Genomic DNA, 20063 nt, shown 5'->3' on the forward strand with positions numbered 1-20063 from the left:
AAAAACGTTCGATCGCTCTTTGGTTAGCATCAATAGACCCCAACAAATACAATTGATTGAGTATAAAATAAAGTTTGATTCTTATTCTCCCCTTCCCTAACCCTAAATGCATGTTCAAAAAGAAAGGTAAGGATCATTTATCTCACAGTGGCATTTTACCGGCCTTTTTGAACATCCCCTATACAGGTGAAACATCCATATAGAGAGTTTCACCAATATCATATCATATACGAACAGGAAAGCCTAAATTTTAGTAAGGGAGATTCATCTCCCTCACCGATTGAAGTTTCATTTTATATTTCTGCTGTTTTTTTCTTTTTCGCCGCTTTTTCTCGCTCATTTTTATTGAGTATCTTTTTACGTAGACGAATCGATTCTGGAGTAACCTCACAATATTCATCATCATCAAGATATTCTAAAGTTTCTTCTAAAGAAAGAATTCTAGGTTTCTTAATAACATTTGTTTGATCTTTATTGGCAGAACGAACATTTGTTGCGTGCTTGGTTTTCGTGATATTGACTGTAATATCATTTTCCCGATTATGCTCGCCGACAATCATGCCTTCATAAATTTCTATTCCTGGTTCTACAAAGATCGTTCCCCGGTCTTCTACTTGCATAATACCATAGGTAGATGTTTTACCTGTTTCCATAGATACGAGAACACCTTGCCTGCGTCCACCCACTCTGCCTTTTTCCATTGGACGATAGCTGTCAAACGTATGATTTAAAATCCCATATCCTCTTGTTAATGTCATAAACTCTGTTGAGTAACCAATTAACCCTCGTGCTGGAACATGGAAAATAAGACGCACTTGTCCGTTTCCATTATTAATCATATCCAGCATTTCTCCTTTACGAGATCCAAGAGATTCAATCACACTTCCCGTATACTGCTCAGGTGAATCAATTTGCACTCGCTCAATCGGTTCACACTTAACTCCGTCTATTTCTTTTATAATGACCTGAGGTTTTGAGACCTGTAATTCATACCCTTCACGGCGCATATTTTCAACAAGAATGGATAAATGTAGCTCACCACGTCCGGATACGATCCAGGCATCTGGTGATTCAGTATTTTCCACTCGTAAGCTTACATCTGTTTCTAATTGAGTCATCAGTCTTTCTTCAATTTTACGTGAAGTTAAATATTTTCCTTCTCTTCCTGCAAATGGACTGTTATTCACAAGAAACGTCATCTGGAGTGTAGGTTCATCAACATGGAGGATCGGTAAAGGTTCCTGATGCTCAATTGGACAAATTGTGTCACCTACATCAATGTCTTCCATTCCAGATATGGCGATCAAATCACCTGCAAAAGCCTCATCAATTTCGATTTTCTTTAATCCTAGAAAGCCAAACATTTTGGTTACACGAAATTGTTTGGTCGTGCCATCCTGTTTTAAAACAGCTACATGTTGACCTACTTTCATGGTTCCTCTGAACACTCTACCGATGCCAATTCTTCCTACATAGTCATTGTAATCGAGTAAAGAGACTTGGAACTGTAACGGATCTTCGCTGTTATCAACGGGAGCTGGAATAAAATCCAAGATTGTCTCGTATAAGGATTCCATGTTTTCATCTTGTTTTTCGGCGTCTTTACTGGCTGTACCATTAATGGCGGATGCATAAATCACAGGGAATTCAAGTTGTTCGTCATTTGCATCAAGTTCAATAAATAGCTCGAGGACTTCATCAATAACCTCTGCAGGTCTTGCAAAATCACGGTCAATTTTATTTACAACAACAACTGGGGTTAAGTTTTGCTCTAATGCCTTCTTCAGTACAAATCTAGTTTGTGGCATACAGCCTTCATACGCATCTACAACAAGTAAAACACCATCTACCATTTTAAGAATACGTTCCACTTCGCCACCAAAATCAGCATGACCTGGTGTATCTAATATATTTATTTTTGTATCTTTATATTGAATGGCTGTATTTTTAGCCAAAATGGTAATTCCACGTTCTCTTTCAATATCCCCTGAATCCATGGCTCTTTCTTCGACAAGCTCATTGGAACGAAACGTTCCTGACTGTTTTAATAATTGGTCTACTAATGTTGTTTTACCATGATCAACATGCGCGATAATGGCAATATTCCTAATGTTTTCTCTAAGGTTCAAAAGTGTTTCCTCCTATATTAAAAAATCAACTGATTGATAACTTTTTCATTAACTGAGTTATTATATCACAAACACTGGAGAATTTGTAATATTTTTTGTACAATATAATAGTGAGTTTATACAAATGGAGTTTTTTCTTGTTTAGGAGCAATATTAGAATGATTATTCATTTAGCTAAGGGGGCTTCAATCTTGAGTAAGATCAGGTGGGACTTTTTACTATTGGCCACTGCCGCCGCTTTTTCCATCATGGGCATGGGCATTTGCCTAGCTGAAAATAGTTGGTTAGGCATTGCGTTATGCTTTATCGTTCTCTGTATCGCTATGATGTATGGGTTCAAAAAGAAGAAAAAGCTACAAAAAGAAGGTAATATATAAGCCAGTCATCATTCAGTGGGTATTCCCCCACCGAATGGTGACTTCCGTTTAAAGTTTTAACGTGATTGAAAATACGGAAGTAATTGTTTATGAAGTTCAGGCTTCGCTGCAAGGATGGAGCTCTTTTCTAGCATATTTACTGGATTCCCCTGTAAATCCGTTACAACACCTCCAAGTTCTTCAATGATCACTTTCCCACCAGCGAAATCCCATGGTGAGAGTTGCAAACTTATGTAAGCGTCCATCCTTCCCATTGCAACGTAAGCAAATTCCATAGCTGCTGATCCGTATGATCTAGCCCCTCGTATATCCTTTACTAACGGAATAAACATACGAGCCGTTTGTTCGGAATGGATCGATGCTGGGTTAAAGCCAACAACTGCCTCATTTATATTGCCCTCTTGTAGCGGAGCAATTTTTTCCTCATTGAAAAATGCCCCCTTCCCTCTACTTGCACAGTAAAGCTCGTCTAATATGACATCATACAAATATCCCAATTGCCCAACCCCATCCTCTAAAATTCCAATGGAGATGAAAAAGTTTCTTTGCTGATGGACAAAATTCATCGTTCCATCAATGGGATCAACAATCCATACAACCCCCTCTAAGTCATTCACTTGATCTCCAAATCCTTCTTCTCCCATCATTCTATGATTGGGAAAATGCTCTTTGATTTGCTTTACAAAGAATTGTTCTGTTTCTTTATCTACATTTGTAACTAGATCATTTGCATCCGATTTCGTATGAATATCTAATGCATGTTCAAGCGACTCCATTATTGAGTTTCTCGCTTGCTTTAACCATTGCTTTACAGATTGATCTACTTCATGCCATATTGCCATACTTCCACCCTCCATTGACTCCCTATATTTTACTATAGCATAGGGATTTCAACCCTCGTTTTCAAGCAAAGTGTTTTATCAAGAAAAGCGCAAGGCGCCCGCCTATCGGCGACAAGCAAATGTTCTGAGACAAAGAAAGGCGTTTTTGCCTTTCATTGTCTCAGGTTATTTCGTGGAACATCGGTTAAGATCGCCACATCCTAGCAACAGACTCAAACCGCGACGTCCTGTCGCTTCGTCTGCACTAGTAGATCCTGTAGTCGAAACGCCGATGGACTCGCATCCTGCGAGCCTCGAGCGATGGCGCCTGGAGCTAGACACCAACTGCAACGTAAACTATTTATCACAAGCCAAGAATTTTATAATTTAGCTAAGGGAATGAATGATTGCATATAGAACATGAAACGAACTTCCTTACTAAAGCTCTAAAGGAAGTTCGAATCTAGTCATAAGCAAATACCTTACAAAGCTTCCAACTTAATAAGCTCTTCCCGGATCCGTGTAAGCTTACGCTTTGTTTTTGTCTTTTTATCTTCATTTTCTTCTTGCAAAGCATCATGCAAAACGGCTAATTCATAGTTCAATTCTAAACGTAATACAGCCAGTCTTTGTTTATCTAGGTTTTTTCTTCGATAAGCATTCATCACTTGTTTCATGGAAGAAACACCCCTTTAGTCATTCAAAATATTTTTATCATTCTGGAATAACTTATTATAATATATGTTGTCGGAAGAGAAGGAGGAACTAAATTGTGTGATTACCCCATATTAGATATTTCCGACTCATGATGCATTTTCACTTTGTGTAATTTGCTATTGGTAATTTTGTACCCGGATCAAGTCGTGATTAAACAAATGGCACTGTAATGAGTAAAGTAGTTGCTATTCAAATTTGATGGATACACGGGGATATCGTGAGATTCACATCTTTATTAATTGATTGGATGAAGTACTTTTTGCCTTTTTAACGGTTTTATACAAGGAATAGCCACTCGAATCCTCAAATTCTTTCCCATAAATCTTTTCATCAGATTTTGCTGGGACAATTTTTTTGAATTTACGATATTCATGTAATAACTCATCTCTATTCACGCCTTTTTCGTATGCTTGTTCAATTTTTTGAAAAAATTGTATGACAGTCACAATTTCATCCTGGGTCCAATCAATAGAAAATGGATAAGAATATTCCAAACCAACTTCCTCCCTGTTTTGCTTATTATTTCTTTACATTCAGACTTCTATACTCATACAGACGATTTATGTAGATGCCCCACAAAAAATAGAAAACCGATATGGAAAAGAAGCTGAGACAAAAGTATCCAAAGAAAAAAACGAATTACATATACCCGCTTCGGAAATACACTTCGCTTTCTGCGGGGAGTAGCAAGTCTCCTCAGGCATGAGCCTTCCGGGTCTTGCCGAACTCTCACTTCCCGCAGGAGTTTAGGTATATTCCCACCGCTAAAGTAATGCATTGTTCGTCTTTAGAATTTAGTATTTTAGTTTTGTCTCAGCCTTAATGCTTATTCTTCGTTACGTGGAGTTTTAATCAGATCAGGATCAACGGTTTCATAGCCCTTATCTCTTAGACCCTTAACAATGTCCTCCAAAGCCGCATTCGTCCATTCTCGATCATGCATTAACAAATTAGCACCATTGCCTAATTCAGGGGCATTCACCATAATATCGGCAATTCCCTCTTTGTTCATATATTCCTCATTCCAATCGTACCCATAGGTCCAATTCATTAACACCATCTTTTCATCTTTCGCTATTTCTCTACTTGTGTCAGTATTTTGGCCGAAAGGAGCGCGAAAGAATTTAGGGCGTTCTCCTGTAATTTCTTCAACCTGATCATTAACAGAGAGAATTTCTTCCTTTTGTTCATCTGGTGATAGGGTTGTTAAATCTGGGTGTGAATAGGTATGATTTCCGATCTCAAAGCCCATATCGTAAATTTCCTTTACGATTTTTTCTTTTTCAGGTGTGGTTATAAAATGACCATTTACAAAAAAGACGGCCGGCGCATTAAGCTTTTCAAGCGTTTTTGCCATTTCTAAGGCATGTTCATCTGGAGCATCATCGATTGTGAGTAACGCCACTTTTGGGTTTGCATCATCAATCGGCACGATAGAATAAACTTCACTTAATTCATATTGAGGATCCTGTTCTTCCTCTTCTGCTTGTACTGATGATTCCTCAGCCTCTTCCGCTTCATTACCTTCTCCTGTCTCCTCTTGCTGCTCTTCTCCTGCTTCATCTTGTTGCTTCCCCTCGTCTTTTTCTTCAGTTAAAGACTTGTCCACCTCATCTGTCGACTGACTTGGAGAACTCTGATTGCCACATGCGGCCAAGCCACCTGCAACAAGGAGCAAAATCATAAGTTTCTTCATATGTTTCCCCTTTCTCTCTTTATGTGGAATTAACTTCCATTATAATTTGTCGACATATAGTATTCAAGCGATCAGATTTTGGTGGAATTCCGGAGATTTAGTAGAATAAAAACTGTAGCAGAAATTGCAGCGAAACATAAGTACATAAGCTCATTATCGTTGTAAGAATAGTCGCTCCTTTTGACCCAATGATTTTTCTAGCAACTAAATAAGCTAAATAAAAAAAGACAAGGAATAGAAGAACTTTTGCAAGAAAGCGATCTTTTCCCGAAAGCCATTGTGCAACATGAAAACCACTCCATATCATAATTTGAATGAGAGCAGCTACGTAATTTTTTAGAAGCATTGAATTCTTCACTCATTTCATTGAAGATTTACAGCATCTTGTAAAAAACGTCCTCTTAAATAATATGCATGTAAATATATAAAATAATCCAAAAAAAGAGCTTTCTCATTTAAATGGGAAAGCTCTTTAGAAATTTTATTTATTACATAATATGAATAGGGGTGCCTAAAGCTACTTCTGCTGCTTCCATTGTGATTTCTCCCAAAGTAGGATGTGCATGGATAGTCATCGCAATATCCTCAGCAGTCATACCAGCTTCAATCGCTAGACCTAGTTCTGAAATCATATCAGAAGCATTAGATCCTGCAATTTGTGCACCAATGACTAAACCGTCCTCTTTACGAGTAATTAATTTCATAAAGCCATCTGCGCTGTTAAGAGATAGTGCTCTACCGTTAGCAGCGAAAGGAAATTTAGCAGCTTTTATGTCAATGCCTTCATCCTTTGCTTGTTTTTCGGTGTAACCAACAGTTGCAAGCTCAGGTTCAGAGAATACGACTGCAGGCATACCAAGATAGTCAACTTCAGAAGGTTGGCCAGAAATAGCTTCTGCAGCAATTTTACCTTCATAAGAAGCTTTATGAGCCAATGGTAGTCCTGGAACAATATCACCAATTGCATAAACATTATTCACAGTAGTGCGGCATTGTTTATCTACTTCAATTAACCCTCGATCATCTAGTTTAACGCCTACTTGCTCAAGGCCAAGTTCATCTGTGTTTGGCTTACGTCCAACTGTCACAAGCACATAATCTGCTTCTACTACTTCCTCTTTGCCCCCAGCCTCATACGTAACCTTCACACCGTCTTTTGTTTCTTCAACGCCTTTAGCCATAGCTTTTGTTACGACGTCAACTTTTTTCTTTTTCAGACCGCGCTTAACAAGTGATGTCATTTGTTTTTCAAAGCCACTTAGAATATCGTCTGCACCTTCAAGAATGGTCACTTCAGTTCCAAGATTAGCATAGGCAGTACCAAGCTCAGTACCAACATAGCCGCCACCAATGACAACCAGCTTTTCAGGTAATTCTTTAAGATTCAAAGCCCCAGTTGAATCAAGAACACGATCAGAGAACTTAAATGTAGGTAGTTCAATTGGGTGTGATCCTGTAGCAATAATAGCATTTTTAAAGGTATAGGTTTGCGCTGATTTTTCGTCCATTACACGGATGTTATGGTCATCAACGAAATAGGCTTCTCCTTTAACAATTTCAACTTTATTGCCTTTTAGCAACCCTTCTACACCACTCGTAAGTTTGTTTACTACGCTGCCTTTCCACTCCTGAAGCTTAGAAAAATCAAGGCTGACCTTTTCAGTTTTGATGCCAAATTCCTCAGATTCTAACGCATTCTCATAACGGTGAGAAGCAGAAATCAAGGCCTTAGAAGGAATACATCCTACATTTAAACAAACCCCACCAAGATTTCCCTTTTCCACGATGGTTACTTTTTGGCCAAGTTGAGCGGCACGAATTGCCGCTACATACCCACCTGGACCTGCTCCAATGACAATTGTATCTGTTTCAATCGGAAAATCTCCTACTACCATTTCTTACCCCTCCATTAATAAAAGTTCAGGATCGTTTAATAATCGTTTAATATGGTTAAGTGCATTTTGAGCTGTTGCCCCATCAATCATTCTATGGTCAAAGCTTAATGATAGAGCTAACACTGGAGCCGCAATAATTTCACCATCTTGAACAACTGGTTTTTCTGCAATACGGCCAATACCAAGAATCGCGACTTCTGGCTGATTAATAACAGGTGTAAACCACTGACCACCAGCAGAACCAATATTAGAAATTGTGCAAGAAGCACCTTTCATTTCATTAGGAGCTAATTTTCCATCTCTTGCTTTCACAGCTAATTCATTAATTTCTTGTGAAATATTGAAGATAGATTTCGCATCTGCATGTTTCACAACTGGTACTAATAGACCTCTGTCAGTATCAGCAGCAATTCCGATATTATAATAATGCTTATTAATAATTTCTCCAGCCTCTTCATCAAGTGAAGTATTAAATGCTGGATATTCACGAAGAGCACTTACAAGTGCTTTGACGACGTATGGCAAGAATGTAAGTTTAATATCCTTCTCAGCAGCAACGGCTTTGAATTTCTTCCGATGAGCAACAAGCTTCGTTACATCAATTTCATCCATCAACGTAACATGAGGAGCTGTATGCTTCGAATTCACCATCGCCTTAGCAATAGCTTTACGGATACCACTCATTTTTTCGCGTGTTTCAGGGTATTCACCCTCTGGAGTGGCTACAGTTGCCGCATTTGTCTTCTCATCTTTCGCTGGAGCTTCTGCTTGTTTCGCTTCTGCAGCTCCACCTTGTAAGAAGGAATCAATATCTTCTTTTAGCACTCGGCTATTCTTACCAGTACCATTTACTTGCTGAATGTTAACACCTTTTTCACGTGCATATTTTCTAACTGACGGCATCGCAATCACACGTTTATTGGGATCTACATCCACTTCTGCTTGAGATCCAGCACCTGTTGATTCAGCATTTTGTTCAGCTTCTGCTTCAGCTTGGACTTCTGCTTTTTTCACATCTTGACCAGCTTCTGCAGTAGACTGTACATCAGCTTCCGTTTTCCCTTCGCCATGCTCTCCTTTAAATTGAAGATCTTCATAACCTGGAGCATCAAACTTAATTAAAGCTTGGCCAACTGTTGCAGTTTGTCCTTCTTCGACAAAAATTTCTTCTACCGTTCCTGCGACAGGAGAAGGAATTTCAACTACTGCTTTGTCGTTTTGAACTTCACAAAGCGTATCATCTTCCTCGATTTTGTCACCAGGCTTTACAAACCATTTAACGATATCGCCTTCGTGAATTCCTTCACCGATGTCTGGCATCTTAAATTCAAATGACATGGTCTTCACCCTCCTGTTAATTCTTTATTCAAATATAAATTTATTTTGGAAACAAGAATACATCGTTGATTTGTTTAAACAACAGGTGGAATCGTTTATTTCCAGCAAACATGCATTTTATTATTAAAAGTCTAGTACCTTTTTCGCTGTTTCCATAATATCCTTGTGATTTGGCAACCAAACGGCCTCAGCTTGTGAGAATGGAAAAACAGTATCAGGAGACGTTACTCTTAGAACAGGTGCCTCAAGACTAAGAATAGCCCTCTCTGTAATTTCCGACACCACATTGGCAGCAATTCCAGCTTGTTTTTGTGCCTCTTGAACAACAATTGCACGATTTGTCTTTTCAACAGAGGCAATGATTGTTTCCACATCAATTGGGCTAATTGTTCTTAAATCAACTACTTCAACAGAATGTCCTTCTTTTTCAAGTTCTTCGGCTGCTTTCAAAGATTCATGAACCATTGCTCCGTAAGTAACAATCGTTAAATCAGAACCTTCACGTTTTACTTCTGCTTTTCCAAGTGGAATTGTATATTCTTCCTCTGGAACTTCTTGACGGAAAGAACGATACAATTTCATATGCTCCAAGAAAATAACCGGGTCGTTATCGCGAATCGCAGAGATCAACAAACCTTTCGCTTCATAAGGAGTTGATGGGATCACGACTTTTAATCCAGGTTGTTGTGCCATTAAGCCTTCAAGACTGTCAGCATGCAATTCTGGTGTGTGTACTCCACCACCAAAAGGTGAACGAATTGTAATAGGTGCATGCTTCGTATTACCAGAACGGTATCTCCATCTCGCCATTTGACCATTCACAGAATCCATTACTTCATATATAAAACCGAAAAATTGAATTTCAGGTACAGGTCGAAAACCTTCTTCTGCTAAGCCAATCGAAAGACCGCCAATCCCCGACTCAGCAAGTGGTGTATCAAATACTCGATCTTCACCAAATTCTTTCTGAAGTCCTTCAGTTGCACGGAATACACCGCCATTCACGCCAACATCTTCACCGAACACAAGTACATTTTCGTCGTTGCGCAATTCGGTACGAAGCGCATCCGTGATAGCTTGAATCATTGTCATTTGCGCCATGGCTTACTTCGACTCCTTCTCTTTATAAATTTCATATTGCTCCTGCAAATTATTTGGTAGTTCCTCAAACATATTTGAAATTAGGTCTGTTACCTTTTGTTTTGGAGTTTCATCCGCTTTTTTAATCGCCTCTTTGATTTCTTCCTTCGCCTGTTCGATCACTTTATTTTCTTTTTCCTCATTCCAAATTCCTTTTTCATTAAGGAAAAGACGAAGTCTTACAAGTGGATCCTTTTTCTCCCACTCATTATCCGTATCTGAAGTACGATAGCGTGTAGGATCATCACCCGCCATAGTATGAGGACCATACCTGTAACAAAGTGTCTCAATAAGAGTCGGACCTCCACCGTTGACAGCACGATCTCTCGCTTCTTTCACAACTGCATAAACAGCTAGTGGATCCATCCCGTCTACTAGAACGCCGGGAATCCCAACAGAAACAGCCTTCTGAGCAAGAGTTTTAGCTGCTGTTTGTGCTTCTCGTGGGGTAGAAATCGCATATTGGTTATTTTGCACGATAAAAATTGCAGGTGCACCAAACGCCCCAGCAAAGTTCATTCCTTCATAGAAATCCCCTTGAGATGTTCCGCCATCCCCTGTGTATGTAACTGCCACAGTCTTTTTGTTGCGTTTTTTCATTCCTAATGCTATCCCAGCGGTCTGTACATATTGTGCTCCAATAATAATTTGTGGAGAAGTGACACGAACACCTTCAGGCATTTGATTTCCTACAAAATGGCCTCTGGAGAATAAGAAAGCTTTATATAATGGCAAACCATGCCAAATAATTTGTGGTACATCACGATAACCAGGTAAAATATAATCATCTTTTTCTAAAGCAAAATGAGAAGCAATTTGGGATGCTTCTTGACCTGCAGTTGGAGCATAGAACCCGAGTCGTCCTTGTCTATTAAGAGAAATACTTCTTTGATCAAGAATTCTTGTATACACCATACGGCGCATTAACTCTTCTAATTGCTCATCAGACAAATCAGGCATTAAGTCTTTATCTACAACCTCGCCTTTTTCATTTAAAACCTGGACAATCTCAAATTGACTTTCAATTTTTTCGAGCGTCTTTTCAGCGTCGAATTGAGCTTTCTTTGAAGCCATTGAAGCCACCTATCCTTTCTATATTGATATTTTGGAATGGATTAAAAGATTAATTATTATCATTAAGACAGCAATTAACGCATTTTAAGCTTATTTCTTAGTTTAAGTTTTCCACATTTTTATAAAGAATAACAAAAAATGATAAATATGCTGTAAAACAAACTGTATTAATCCATTTCGCAAAAAAATAAAACAACTTTTTACGATTTTTAGTTTACATGAAAACACATATTGAGTCAATAAATCTGCCCAAAACATAAAAGTCCGAAATACTATATTGATAAACTGTATTATAACATTCTAGATTACTGTTATATATATTTTGGATTTCCTATAACAGGAGCCATTGCAAGTTGAAAAACAGGAATACGTTAATCGTTTCCTGTTAATCTTCGCTGTCAGTCGTAATGTCAAACCCGGCTTTGTTATAGAAATCTAGTTTTTTGTCATTAAATTCTTCAGTTTTATCATTGAATGTATCATTCGCCTCTCGAACTTTTTCATACGCACTATTAGAAATCTCGATTTGCTCCTCGAGTTTCTCCATAGACAACTCTTCATCTTTCAATAATTCATAGATCTTCTTATCTTCAGATATACCTGTAAGATAGGCTGAGTTGAGTGTGTCGTAGGCACTGTAACGAGCGTCCATAACCTCTGCTAACTGCTGTGCATCTACTTTTAACTTCTCATCTTTTATTTTGTCCAATTCCGTTTTTGCCTTCTGAAATTCTTCTTTGGACTTTTCAAGAGCTTCACTTTCTTTTTTTATGAGTTTTTCTCGTTCGTCTAAATTCGACAATGCCTCATCAGACAATTTTTGAATTTGATCAAACTCTTTCATTCCAAGTTCCATAATTTCATCAAACAATGCTTTTTCATCCGATTCTAATTTGTTCATTGGTTTTTGCTGCTTTTCAAAAGCGTTTTCTTCAGAAGCCGCATCCTCGATAATTTTATAAACATTTTCTTCAGCTGATGAGCACGCTGCAACCATAGCAACTACCAAACCAATGGCCAGAAAAGTAATCAGTTTCTTCATCAAAACCCTCCTAACATCTTCCATTAAAACTATACCCTTATAACTAGAATTTGACAACTTTCTTGAGAATAAATAAGATTAATTTATGTGTTTTAGCAAAAGGTAAAGTATAAAATTGGCGCTTGCGCTTTTCTTACTATTTTTTCGACCAAATTGGGGGGAATTGGTTTTATGATTCAAATGAAAGATATTGTGAGAGAGGGTCATCCGGTTTTAAGAGAGACCGCACAAGAAATCAAAATGCCTCCATCACAAGAAGAAATCCGCATTTTAAAAGAAATGCAACAGTTTTTAATAAACAGTCAGGATCCAGAAATAAGCGAAAAGTATAATTTGCGTGCTGGAGTCGGACTTGCTGCTTCACAAATTAATGTTTCCAAAAGAATGATCGCGGTTCGCCTTGAGGAAGAGGACGGAAAAGAATATTTTTATTCCTTAATCAATCCTAAAATTATTAGCCATTCTGTCGAAAAGTCTTATTTGACTGCTGGAGAAGGGTGTCTATCTGTTGATCGTGATGTTCCCGGTTATGTACTACGACACGCACGCATTACCCTGAAAGGCTATGATATCGATCAAGAACGAGAAATCAAACTACGCTTAAAAGGAATGCCTGCAATCGTTTTTCAACATGAATTAGACCATTTAAATGGTATTATGTTTTATGACCATATTGATCAAGACAATCCATTAGTAGCCCCTGAGGGAGCAATTCCGATAGAGCGATAAGCCCCCTTTCATCAAAGACGAAGATCTATCTTTGGTGAAGGGTTTTTTTAGAATTTGGCAAGGTTTCTGCCAATAGTTACCTGAAGCTCACTCTTTGCTACTAGCAGTACCTAGTCGGCGACTGTGCTGACGTCAACCGCAAACGTCCAACAAAGACGTGTCGACACTTAATCGAAGATCATTTCGTTGCATTACCGTGGCATGCAAGAAGAAGATCAGAAAGGCGTGGCGATTGTTGCCACAAATTTAGTTTTTGATCCTTTTGAGTATCCTCTACTAGAGCAAACCAATCTTTTTTAAGCCATTCGCTATGCCATCCTGATCCACACTCGTTGTCACAATGTCTGCAACATCCTTCACATTTTCTAATGCATTCCCCATCGCTACTCCTGTCCCGACCGTTTGCAACATTTCAATGTCATTTAAACTATCTCCAAAAGCATAGACATTCTCCATCTCAATACCTAATTTCTCTATAAGCTTTTGTATCCCTTTTGCTTTCGAACCGCCTTTTGGGATTACATCAACTGAATTTTCATGCCATCTAATAAAATCAAATTCATTAAAATGAGCTGTATACCTTTCTTCTGCTTGATTGACAAAAAGAAGAGCTTGATAAATAGTCGTTTGCCAATAGAAATCTGTATGAAATTGTGGGTGCGCCAAATGTAAAGTCCCTAAACTTTCTTCAATACGTTGATCATAATCTACATTTGCTTTGAGGGTTGAACGATTCATATAAACAATCGGATGTCCGTTCTTGCTTGCCTCATTTTCCAACTTACTAAGATTTTCTGGATGTAATGGATTTTCGTAAATGACATTCCCATTAAACATAACAAACTGCCCATTAAAACTTACATATGATTTCATATTTAATTCCTTTAAGAGCGGTTCTACCATAAACGGCGCTCTTCCTGTTGCTAGTGCTGTATACACTCCACTCTTCTGTAATGCTGTAATCGCCTCTCTAGTAGATTCAGGTAATTCTTTATGATCATCCAATAAAGTTCCATCGATATCAAAAAAGACTATTTTACTCATTTCTTAAATCCTCCATTATTTTCCTTGGTGTAATACTGATAGATTTTCACCAAAAGCATATAATAATTATATATAAATTGCACAAAAAAGGACTTCTCCTAGATAAGTTACTTTTACTTTCAGCTTTAATCGGTTAAAATAGAATTAGGGAGTGAACCACAATGTTGAAAAAGCTCAAGAAAAAGCTTTTAAAACAGTGGAAAGACTTATTGAGAAAGAAAACGATCGCTTGACTTCTATCCACCTTTTAATCAAGCCCCTCTGAAATTAGGAGGGCTTATTCTTTATTATTAATTGCGCCTAAAACAAAAGCATAAGGCGCCCGTTACTTTATTCTGTGAAACATCGGCTAAGTCGCCATGTCAGCATGCCTTTATCGCTGGACTCGCACTCTGCGATTCTCTCGGGGCCAGGCGTTGGAACTAGATGTTGAAACAGAAAGTTAGAATTCATTCACAAGCTAGAATTTTATAAATTCATAAGCATAAAAACAAAGAAATGCAATAAGGAGAGGAAAAAATGATTTTTAAAGTTTATTATCAAGAAGAACTTAAAGAAATGCCCGTTCGGGAAAAAACAAAGACTTTATATTTAGAATCGACCAGCGAACAAGAGGCAAGATTCTCTTTAAAAAATCGCCCGATTAATATTGAATTTGTACAAGTTTTAACAGGGGCCTATTTAGAGTACGAGAAAAACAGCCCATACTTTACATTACAGGAGAATTATTCATAATGAAATTTGTAAAAAATGATCAAACAGCTGTATTCGCCCTTGGAGGATTAGGTGAGATTGGAAAAAATACATATGGTGTCCAATTTCAAGATGAAATTATCGTTATTGATGCAGGGATTAAATTTCCTGAAGATGAATTGCTTGGGATTGATTATGTGATTCCAGATTATACTTATTTGGTGAAAAACAGTGATAAAATTAAAGGTCTCTTCATCACTCATGGACACGAGGACCATATTGGTGGGATCCCTTACCTTCTTCGCCAAATTAACATCCCGATCTATGCAGGAAAACTTGCCATGGGATTAATACGCAACAAGCTTGAGGAACATGGATTATTACGTCAAGCCCAATTACATGAAATTCATGAGGACGAAATCATTAAATTCCGAAAAACGTCCATCTCTTTCTTCCGTACTACTCATAGTATTCCGGATTCATATGGAATCGTTGTGAAAACTCCACCGGGAAATATTGTTCATACCGGCGATTTTAAATTTGATTTTACCCCTGTTGGTGAACCTGCCAATCTTACAAAGATGGCTCAAATCGGCAAAGAAGGTGTACTTTGTCTTTTATCAGATAGTACAAACGCAGAAGTCCCTAACTTTACCATGTCAGAAAGACTTGTAGGAGACAGTATTGATGAAATTTTTCGTAAAGTAGAAGGCAGAGTTATTTTTGCGACCTTTGCTTCCAACATTCACAGATTACAACAAGTTACAGATGCAGCTGTTGCCAATGGTAGAAAAGTTGCTGTCTTCGGACGAAGTATGGATGCCGCGATCGAGATTGGACAAGATTTAGGCTATATTCAAGCACCAAAAGATACTTTTATTAGTCCTCAACAATTGAATCGACTTCCTGCTAATAAAGTGACGATTCTATGTACCGGGAGTCAAGGTGAGCCTATGGCTGCTCTATCGAGAATCGCCAATGGTACACACCGTCAAATTCAAATACAGCCTGGCGATACTGTTGTTTTCTCTTCATCTCCAATCCCAGGAAACACAATCAGTGTCAACCGAACCATCAATCTGTTATATAGAGCAGGAGCAGATGTGATCGCTGGATCATTAAATAATATCCATACTTCCGGTCATGGTGGCCAGCAAGAACAAAAATTAATGCTCCGTCTTATGAAACCAAAGTTTTTCATGCCTATTCACGGTGAATACCGAATGCAAAGAATTCATGCAAAGTCTGCTGTGGAATGTGGCGTTATAGAAGAAAACTGTTTTATAATGGATAACGGTGAAGTTCTTGCGCTCAGTAATGAGGCAGCAAGTGTAGCAGGGAAAATCTCATCTGGTTCCGTCTATATTGATGGAAGTGGAATTGGAGATATCGGTAATATCGTTTTACGTGATCGGAAAGTTCTTTCTGAAGAGGGCTTAGTGGTTGTAGTTGTTTCCATCAACATGGAAACTCACCAAATTGTTGCTGGACCTGATATTATTTCAAGAGGATTTGTATATATGAGAGAATCTGGAGACCTTATTAATGAGGCACAGAAAAATATTACACATCACTTAAACAAAGTAATGGACCGAAAAACATCTCAATGGGCTGAGATAAAAACAGAGATTATTGATACTCTCACTCCATTTCTTTATGAAAAAACAAAAAGACGACCAATGATCTTACCTATTATTATGGAAGTTTAAGAACAAAAGCGCAGGCGCCTTGATCAGCCCCGACAAGCAAATGTTCCTGAACCTAGGAAGGGGCTTTTTCCCTTCATAGGTTCAGGGTTATTTGACCTCGAGGGGCTAGGCGCTGGAGCTGGATGTCAAACCGCAACGCAAACAGTTATCCACAAGCGACAATTTTATAATTTCCTTAACAAGAACAAAAGCGCAGGCGCCTTGATCTTGGCAGAAAGGCTAAATTCGCGCCGCCCTGGCGGCAGACTCAAACGCGACGTCCTGTCGCTTCGTCTGCACTGGTACATCCAATACGTCGCAACACCTTTCTGACCAACATCCTGTTGCCCCTTCGACAAGCAAATAACCTGAGACAAAGAAAGGCGTTCTTTCCCTTTCATTGGCTCAGGTTATTTCATGGAACACCGGTTAAGCTCATCACACCCTCATGCCTTCGCCTCCTGCGAGCACTGAGCTGAACATTACAAAAAAGTGCAAGGTACCCGTTCATCCATTTGTGGGCACCTTGCACTTTTCTTAACCTAAGACTTTTTTTTCAAATCGATTAATATCCGTATCGGCTCCAATGACAATTAAAATATCATCTCGCTGCAATGGGGCTTCAGCGGATGGTGTGACAATAATCTCCCTTCCCCTTTTGATGGCGACAATATTGATCCCATATCGGGCTCGTACATCTAAATCGATCAAAGAATGTCCAGCTAATAACTCATTCACCTTTATTTCTACAATACTGTATTCATCAGAGAGTTCGAGGTAATCGAGAATGTTTTTCGAAACAATATAATGAGCAATTCTCCTCCCCATATCTCGTTCAGGGTGCACGACATGATCTGCGCCAATTTTGCGAAGAACTTTCTCATGATGATCATTTTGGGCTTTCACAGTAATATAATGAACACCTACTTCTTTTAAAATAAGTGTTGTGAGTATACTTGATTGAATATCATCACCAATTGCGACAATGACATGGTCAAAATTTCTTATTCCCAAATTTTTCAGAACTGCTTCATCTGTCGTATCCGCAATCGCTGCGTGAGTGGCAATCGCCGCATATTCATTTACTCGTTCCTCATCCTTATCAATCGCCAGGACTTCCATTCCTTGTTCTAATAATTCCGTACAAATACTTCCTCCAAAGCGTCCAAGCCCTATCACTGCGAATTGCTTTTTCATACTAAACCTCCCTCGAAATGGCAAAACCATCCATTATTTCTTATCATCTTGCTTTTTTGTATAGGTCCAACCATCTTCCTGATAAATTTTACCTTCTTTTAATAGTTTCCCTAGTGCGCGTTTAAATGCCCCTTTACTCATATTAAATCGTTTTTTAATATCGTCAGGCTGGCTTTTATCTGAATAAGGCATCGATCCACCACGCCCTAATAAATAATCAATAATCTGAATAGCATCTTGATCGATTCTTTCGTGCGTTCGCGGCATCAAAGAGACATTGATTGTACCATCTGTTTTTACATCAATAACCCGACCAACGAACTTTTCTCCTAACCGGAGCTCTTTTTCGCTTTCAGACTCATGGATAAACCCTACAATACCTTCATCCGTTATAAACGAAGAACCCACGAGAAGAACACGGTATACAGTCCCATTAACAGATTGGTTTAGACAACTTTTATCTGCCTCTTTTGCTTGCGCCCTCATCACTTCATCCGTTGCTGGCACACCAAATAAGCGATCCTTATTGTTTCTAACCAATGTACAATAGAGTCGATCACCTTCTTTAGGCCAAAAATTTGTTGAATCCGGAAGGTCGTCCAGTGATATGAGGATATCTTTTTTTAATCCGATATCAACAAAAATTCCAAGCCCTTTTTTCATTCCTACGACTTCAACCCAATCATATTTTCCCAACTGGATAGTTGGAATCGTTTGTGAAGCAGCTAAACGTCCTTGATGGTCTTGATATAGGAATACCTCTACTTCTTGATCAAGTTCAATAGCATCCTTCATTTCATTATGATGTAAAAGTACATCCTCCTCACCATCTGACAAAAAATAACCAAAAGGCGCTTCTCGCACCACTTTTAAGACCGCTGTTGTTCCAGCTTCCATAAATTGCTCCTCCGATCTACATTCCTCAATTTTGTTCATTATATCATGCTGCAATTATAAACAAAATTATCAATGATTGCTTTTAGGTGTGTTGTAATTGTTTTTGCGTACCCTTATCGTTTGCATACAAAATAATAAATAACAGCGTCCCAATAAATGCGGAAATGGCTCCCATTTTATATATAAAACCTCCACCATAGAGATCCATTAGGTATCCCCCTGCTGCACTGCCAATAATAGTGGCTACACCATTAAAAGTGGCATAATAAACAGTTTGCCCTGTAGCAAGCATCTCTGCAGGGATAATCGTAGCGATATATTGCAATGCAGAGACCATAAAGATAGCAAAGGTCACACTATGTAATGCTTGTGAATAAATGATCATCATCGGGTCTGTCAGCAAGCCGTATAAAAACCATCTCCCTGTATAAAAAAACCCTGCTATTCCGAGTAGTACCAAAAGCGGTATCTTCTTCATTAATACGTACATAAACGCTACAACTGGAGCTTCACTTAACGCCGAAAAAGTCCAAGCTAAACCAATCTTTCCCTCCGAAGCACCTAATGACTGTAAATAAATAGCCAACATACTATCATTCATTCGATGAGGAATGGCGATAAATAAGATCGCAATTAAAAAGAACAAAAAACGGGCATTCCGAAAAGCTTGTTGAAATCCCTTTGTTGTTAGTGGTTTTCTTTCAATGACTGGATCCGTCAACCGAAAAGCTATACATAAAACCCCTATGATTATTAGGGAATAGATAATCCATAAATATTGAATACCTATTAAGCCTATGATGTTTCCTAAGACAAATGAAGCAACCGCAAAACCGATAGATCCCCAAACACGAATGGAACCATAACTAACACCCTTCTCTTTTGAAAAAACCGTTGAAAGGCTATCAAGTAACGGTTGAATCGGTGACATAAAAAAATGAAAAATCATCATCATTAACATTAACAATGACATGGTTGGACTAAGGAAGACAGCTAATCCGGTTATAAGCGTTGCCACTAGTAAAAATAAAATAACATTTTTAACAGATTGTTTTTTATCTGATATTACTCCCCAAAAAGGCTGCGAAAAGATTGCAACAATGGGGCCGACAGATAAAACAATCCCAATTTGAGCAGGGCTCAAGCCTTTAAAGCGAAATAACAATGGTAAAAATGCATTGATCATCGAGACAATCCAATAATAAAAGAAATTAAATAGTGATATTCTTAACATGGTCTAACCCCTTAGACAAAGACATGAAAAGGAGGATGAGCCGCAAATTCGGTCAACCTCCTTTTTGAACTGCAATAAGCCTTAAATAAAAATTCAGCTTGTATTGAGATAACTTACTTATTTTGCGGTCGGCATCCAGCTCCAGCGCCCAGCGACTAGCAAACTTTCAACTTCTGCTTGCGTAAGTCAACATCGGCTCATACTTCGCCGTGCTGTCTAGCTACAGACGGCAGGAGCGAGAGACTCGCAGGATGCGAGTCCATCGGTGTTTCGACAGGACGTCGAGCCTTTAACCGATGTTCCGCAAAATAACCCTGAATCGCAGAAGGGAAAATTCGCCCTTCTTCGTTTC

18 protein-coding genes are annotated in these 20063 nt (G+C 38.5%); 4 read left to right on the forward strand and 14 right to left on the reverse strand.

Features of this window, described 5'->3' with window-relative positions; translation table 11 throughout:
* Positions 1–293 precede the first annotated feature (293 nt).
* Complete coding sequence (typA, locus tag IPU53_RS15865; protein WP_207452000.1) at positions 294–2129, reverse strand: translational GTPase TypA; 1836 nt, start codon at positions 2127–2129, stop codon at positions 294–296.
* Between the two features lie 191 nt (positions 2130–2320).
* On the opposite strand from typA, the gene IPU53_RS15870 reads away from it, so the two are divergent.
* The gene (locus tag IPU53_RS15870; RefSeq protein ID WP_207452001.1) at positions 2321–2506 is read left to right on the forward strand and encodes a DUF5325 family protein; all 186 of its coding nucleotides are present in this window, start codon (positions 2321–2323) and stop codon (positions 2504–2506) included.
* 56 nt (positions 2507–2562) lie between these two features.
* Here IPU53_RS15870 and IPU53_RS15875 read toward each other — a convergent pair whose 3' ends face one another.
* The 9 genes from IPU53_RS15875 to IPU53_RS15915 form a co-directional block, all read right to left on the reverse strand.
* Positions 2563–3348 carry an inositol monophosphatase family protein gene (locus IPU53_RS15875; RefSeq protein ID WP_207452002.1) on the reverse strand — a complete coding sequence of 262 codons (786 nt, stop codon included), beginning with the start codon at positions 3346–3348 and terminating at the stop codon, positions 2563–2565.
* Positions 3349–3809: 461 nt separating this feature from the next.
* Positions 3810–4004, reverse strand: coding sequence for a hypothetical protein (locus IPU53_RS15880; protein ID WP_207452003.1), 195 nt, complete (start codon positions 4002–4004; stop codon positions 3810–3812).
* 264 nt (positions 4005–4268) lie between these two features.
* A complete protein-coding gene (locus IPU53_RS15885; RefSeq protein WP_207452004.1) occupies positions 4269–4538 on the reverse strand; it encodes a UPF0223 family protein in 270 nt (89 codons plus the stop codon).
* A gap of 332 nt (positions 4539–4870) precedes the next feature.
* Positions 4871–5740, reverse strand: coding sequence for a polysaccharide deacetylase family protein (locus IPU53_RS15890; protein ID WP_207452005.1), 870 nt, complete (start codon positions 5738–5740; stop codon positions 4871–4873).
* 488 nt (positions 5741–6228) lie between these two features.
* A complete protein-coding gene (gene lpdA / locus IPU53_RS15895; protein ID WP_207452006.1) occupies positions 6229–7635 on the reverse strand; it encodes a dihydrolipoyl dehydrogenase in 1407 nt (468 codons plus the stop codon).
* A 3-nt stretch (positions 7636–7638) separates the two neighbouring features.
* Complete coding sequence (locus IPU53_RS15900) at positions 7639–8973, reverse strand: dihydrolipoamide acetyltransferase family protein (RefSeq protein ID WP_207452007.1); 1335 nt, start codon at positions 8971–8973, stop codon at positions 7639–7641.
* 123 nt (positions 8974–9096) lie between these two features.
* Positions 9097–10074, reverse strand: coding sequence for an alpha-ketoacid dehydrogenase subunit beta (locus IPU53_RS15905; protein ID WP_207452008.1), 978 nt, complete (start codon positions 10072–10074; stop codon positions 9097–9099).
* Positions 10075–10077: 3 nt separating this feature from the next.
* Complete coding sequence (pdhA, locus tag IPU53_RS15910) at positions 10078–11187, reverse strand: pyruvate dehydrogenase (acetyl-transferring) E1 component subunit alpha (protein ID WP_207452009.1); 1110 nt, start codon at positions 11185–11187, stop codon at positions 10078–10080.
* 385 nt (positions 11188–11572) lie between these two features.
* Positions 11573–12229: a YkyA family protein gene (locus tag IPU53_RS15915; protein ID WP_207452010.1), complete on the reverse strand. Its 657-nt coding sequence runs from the start codon at positions 12227–12229 to the stop codon at positions 11573–11575.
* Positions 12230–12400: 171 nt separating this feature from the next.
* Between IPU53_RS15915 and def the strand changes: the two genes are divergently transcribed.
* Positions 12401–12958, forward strand: coding sequence for a peptide deformylase (gene def, locus IPU53_RS15920; RefSeq protein ID WP_207452011.1), 558 nt, complete (start codon positions 12401–12403; stop codon positions 12956–12958).
* Positions 12959–13234: 276 nt separating this feature from the next.
* On the opposite strand, the gene IPU53_RS15925 is transcribed toward def, so the two are convergent.
* On the reverse strand, positions 13235–14002 hold the full coding sequence (locus IPU53_RS15925; protein ID WP_207452012.1) for a Cof-type HAD-IIB family hydrolase: 768 nt from the start codon (positions 14000–14002) through the stop codon (positions 13235–13237).
* A gap of 519 nt (positions 14003–14521) precedes the next feature.
* On the opposite strand from IPU53_RS15925, the gene IPU53_RS15930 reads away from it, so the two are divergent.
* Positions 14522–14737, forward strand: a complete 216-nt coding sequence (locus IPU53_RS15930) for a DNA-dependent RNA polymerase subunit epsilon (protein ID WP_207452013.1) — start codon at positions 14522–14524, stop codon at positions 14735–14737.
* Entirely contained in the window at positions 14737–16404 is a 1668-nt protein-coding gene (rnjA, locus tag IPU53_RS15935; protein WP_207452014.1) for a ribonuclease J1, read from the forward strand. Before IPU53_RS15930 ends, rnjA begins: the two co-directional genes overlap by 1 nt.
* A 516-nt stretch (positions 16405–16920) precedes the next feature.
* Here the strand turns inward: rnjA and IPU53_RS15940 are convergent.
* The 3 genes from IPU53_RS15940 to IPU53_RS15950 all read right to left on the reverse strand — a co-directional run bounded on the left by IPU53_RS15940 (position 16921) and on the right by IPU53_RS15950 (position 19711).
* A complete protein-coding gene (locus IPU53_RS15940) occupies positions 16921–17580 on the reverse strand; it encodes a potassium channel family protein (protein WP_207452015.1) in 660 nt (219 codons plus the stop codon).
* Between the two features lie 33 nt (positions 17581–17613).
* On the reverse strand, positions 17614–18477 hold the full coding sequence (locus tag IPU53_RS15945; protein ID WP_207452016.1) for a CvfB family protein: 864 nt from the start codon (positions 18475–18477) through the stop codon (positions 17614–17616).
* 82 nt (positions 18478–18559) lie between these two features.
* Positions 18560–19711, reverse strand: coding sequence for an MFS transporter (locus IPU53_RS15950; RefSeq protein WP_207452017.1), 1152 nt, complete (start codon positions 19709–19711; stop codon positions 18560–18562).
* Positions 19712–20063 lie beyond the last annotated feature (352 nt).

The organism is Bacillus sp. SD088 (assembly GCF_017355205.1).
In the GTDB taxonomy this organism is placed as follows: domain Bacteria; phylum Bacillota; class Bacilli; order Bacillales; family Bacillaceae_C; genus Lederbergia.

Coding starts and splice junctions, on each gene's coding strand:
- IPU53_RS15875 (WP_207452002.1), bottom strand. CDS start 3,348: ATGGCAATATGGCATGAAGTAGATCAATCTGTAAAGCAATGGTTAAAG.
- IPU53_RS15880 (WP_207452003.1), bottom strand. CDS start 4,004: ATGAAACAAGTGATGAATGCTTATCGAAGAAAAAACCTAGATAAACAA.
- IPU53_RS15890 (WP_207452005.1), bottom strand. CDS start 5,740: ATGAAGAAACTTATGATTTTGCTCCTTGTTGCAGGTGGCTTGGCCGCA.
- lpdA (WP_207452006.1), bottom strand. CDS start 7,635: ATGGTAGTAGGAGATTTTCCGATTGAAACAGATACAATTGTCATTGGA.
- IPU53_RS15900 (WP_207452007.1), bottom strand. CDS start 8,973: ATGTCATTTGAATTTAAGATGCCAGACATCGGTGAAGGAATTCACGAA.
- IPU53_RS15905 (WP_207452008.1), bottom strand. CDS start 10,074: ATGGCGCAAATGACAATGATTCAAGCTATCACGGATGCGCTTCGTACC.
- pdhA (WP_207452009.1), bottom strand. CDS start 11,187: ATGGCTTCAAAGAAAGCTCAATTCGACGCTGAAAAGACGCTCGAAAAA.
- IPU53_RS15915 (WP_207452010.1), bottom strand. CDS start 12,229: ATGAAGAAACTGATTACTTTTCTGGCCATTGGTTTGGTAGTTGCTATG.
- def (WP_207452011.1), top strand. CDS start 12,401: ATGATTCAAATGAAAGATATTGTGAGAGAGGGTCATCCGGTTTTAAGA.
- IPU53_RS15925 (WP_207452012.1), bottom strand. CDS start 14,002: ATGAGTAAAATAGTCTTTTTTGATATCGATGGAACTTTATTGGATGAT.
- IPU53_RS15930 (WP_207452013.1), top strand. CDS start 14,522: ATGATTTTTAAAGTTTATTATCAAGAAGAACTTAAAGAAATGCCCGTT.
- rnjA (WP_207452014.1), top strand. CDS start 14,737: ATGAAATTTGTAAAAAATGATCAAACAGCTGTATTCGCCCTTGGAGGA.
- IPU53_RS15940 (WP_207452015.1), bottom strand. CDS start 17,580: ATGAAAAAGCAATTCGCAGTGATAGGGCTTGGACGCTTTGGAGGAAGT.
- IPU53_RS15945 (WP_207452016.1), bottom strand. CDS start 18,477: ATGGAAGCTGGAACAACAGCGGTCTTAAAAGTGGTGCGAGAAGCGCCT.
- IPU53_RS15950 (WP_207452017.1), bottom strand. CDS start 19,711: ATGTTAAGAATATCACTATTTAATTTCTTTTATTATTGGATTGTCTCG.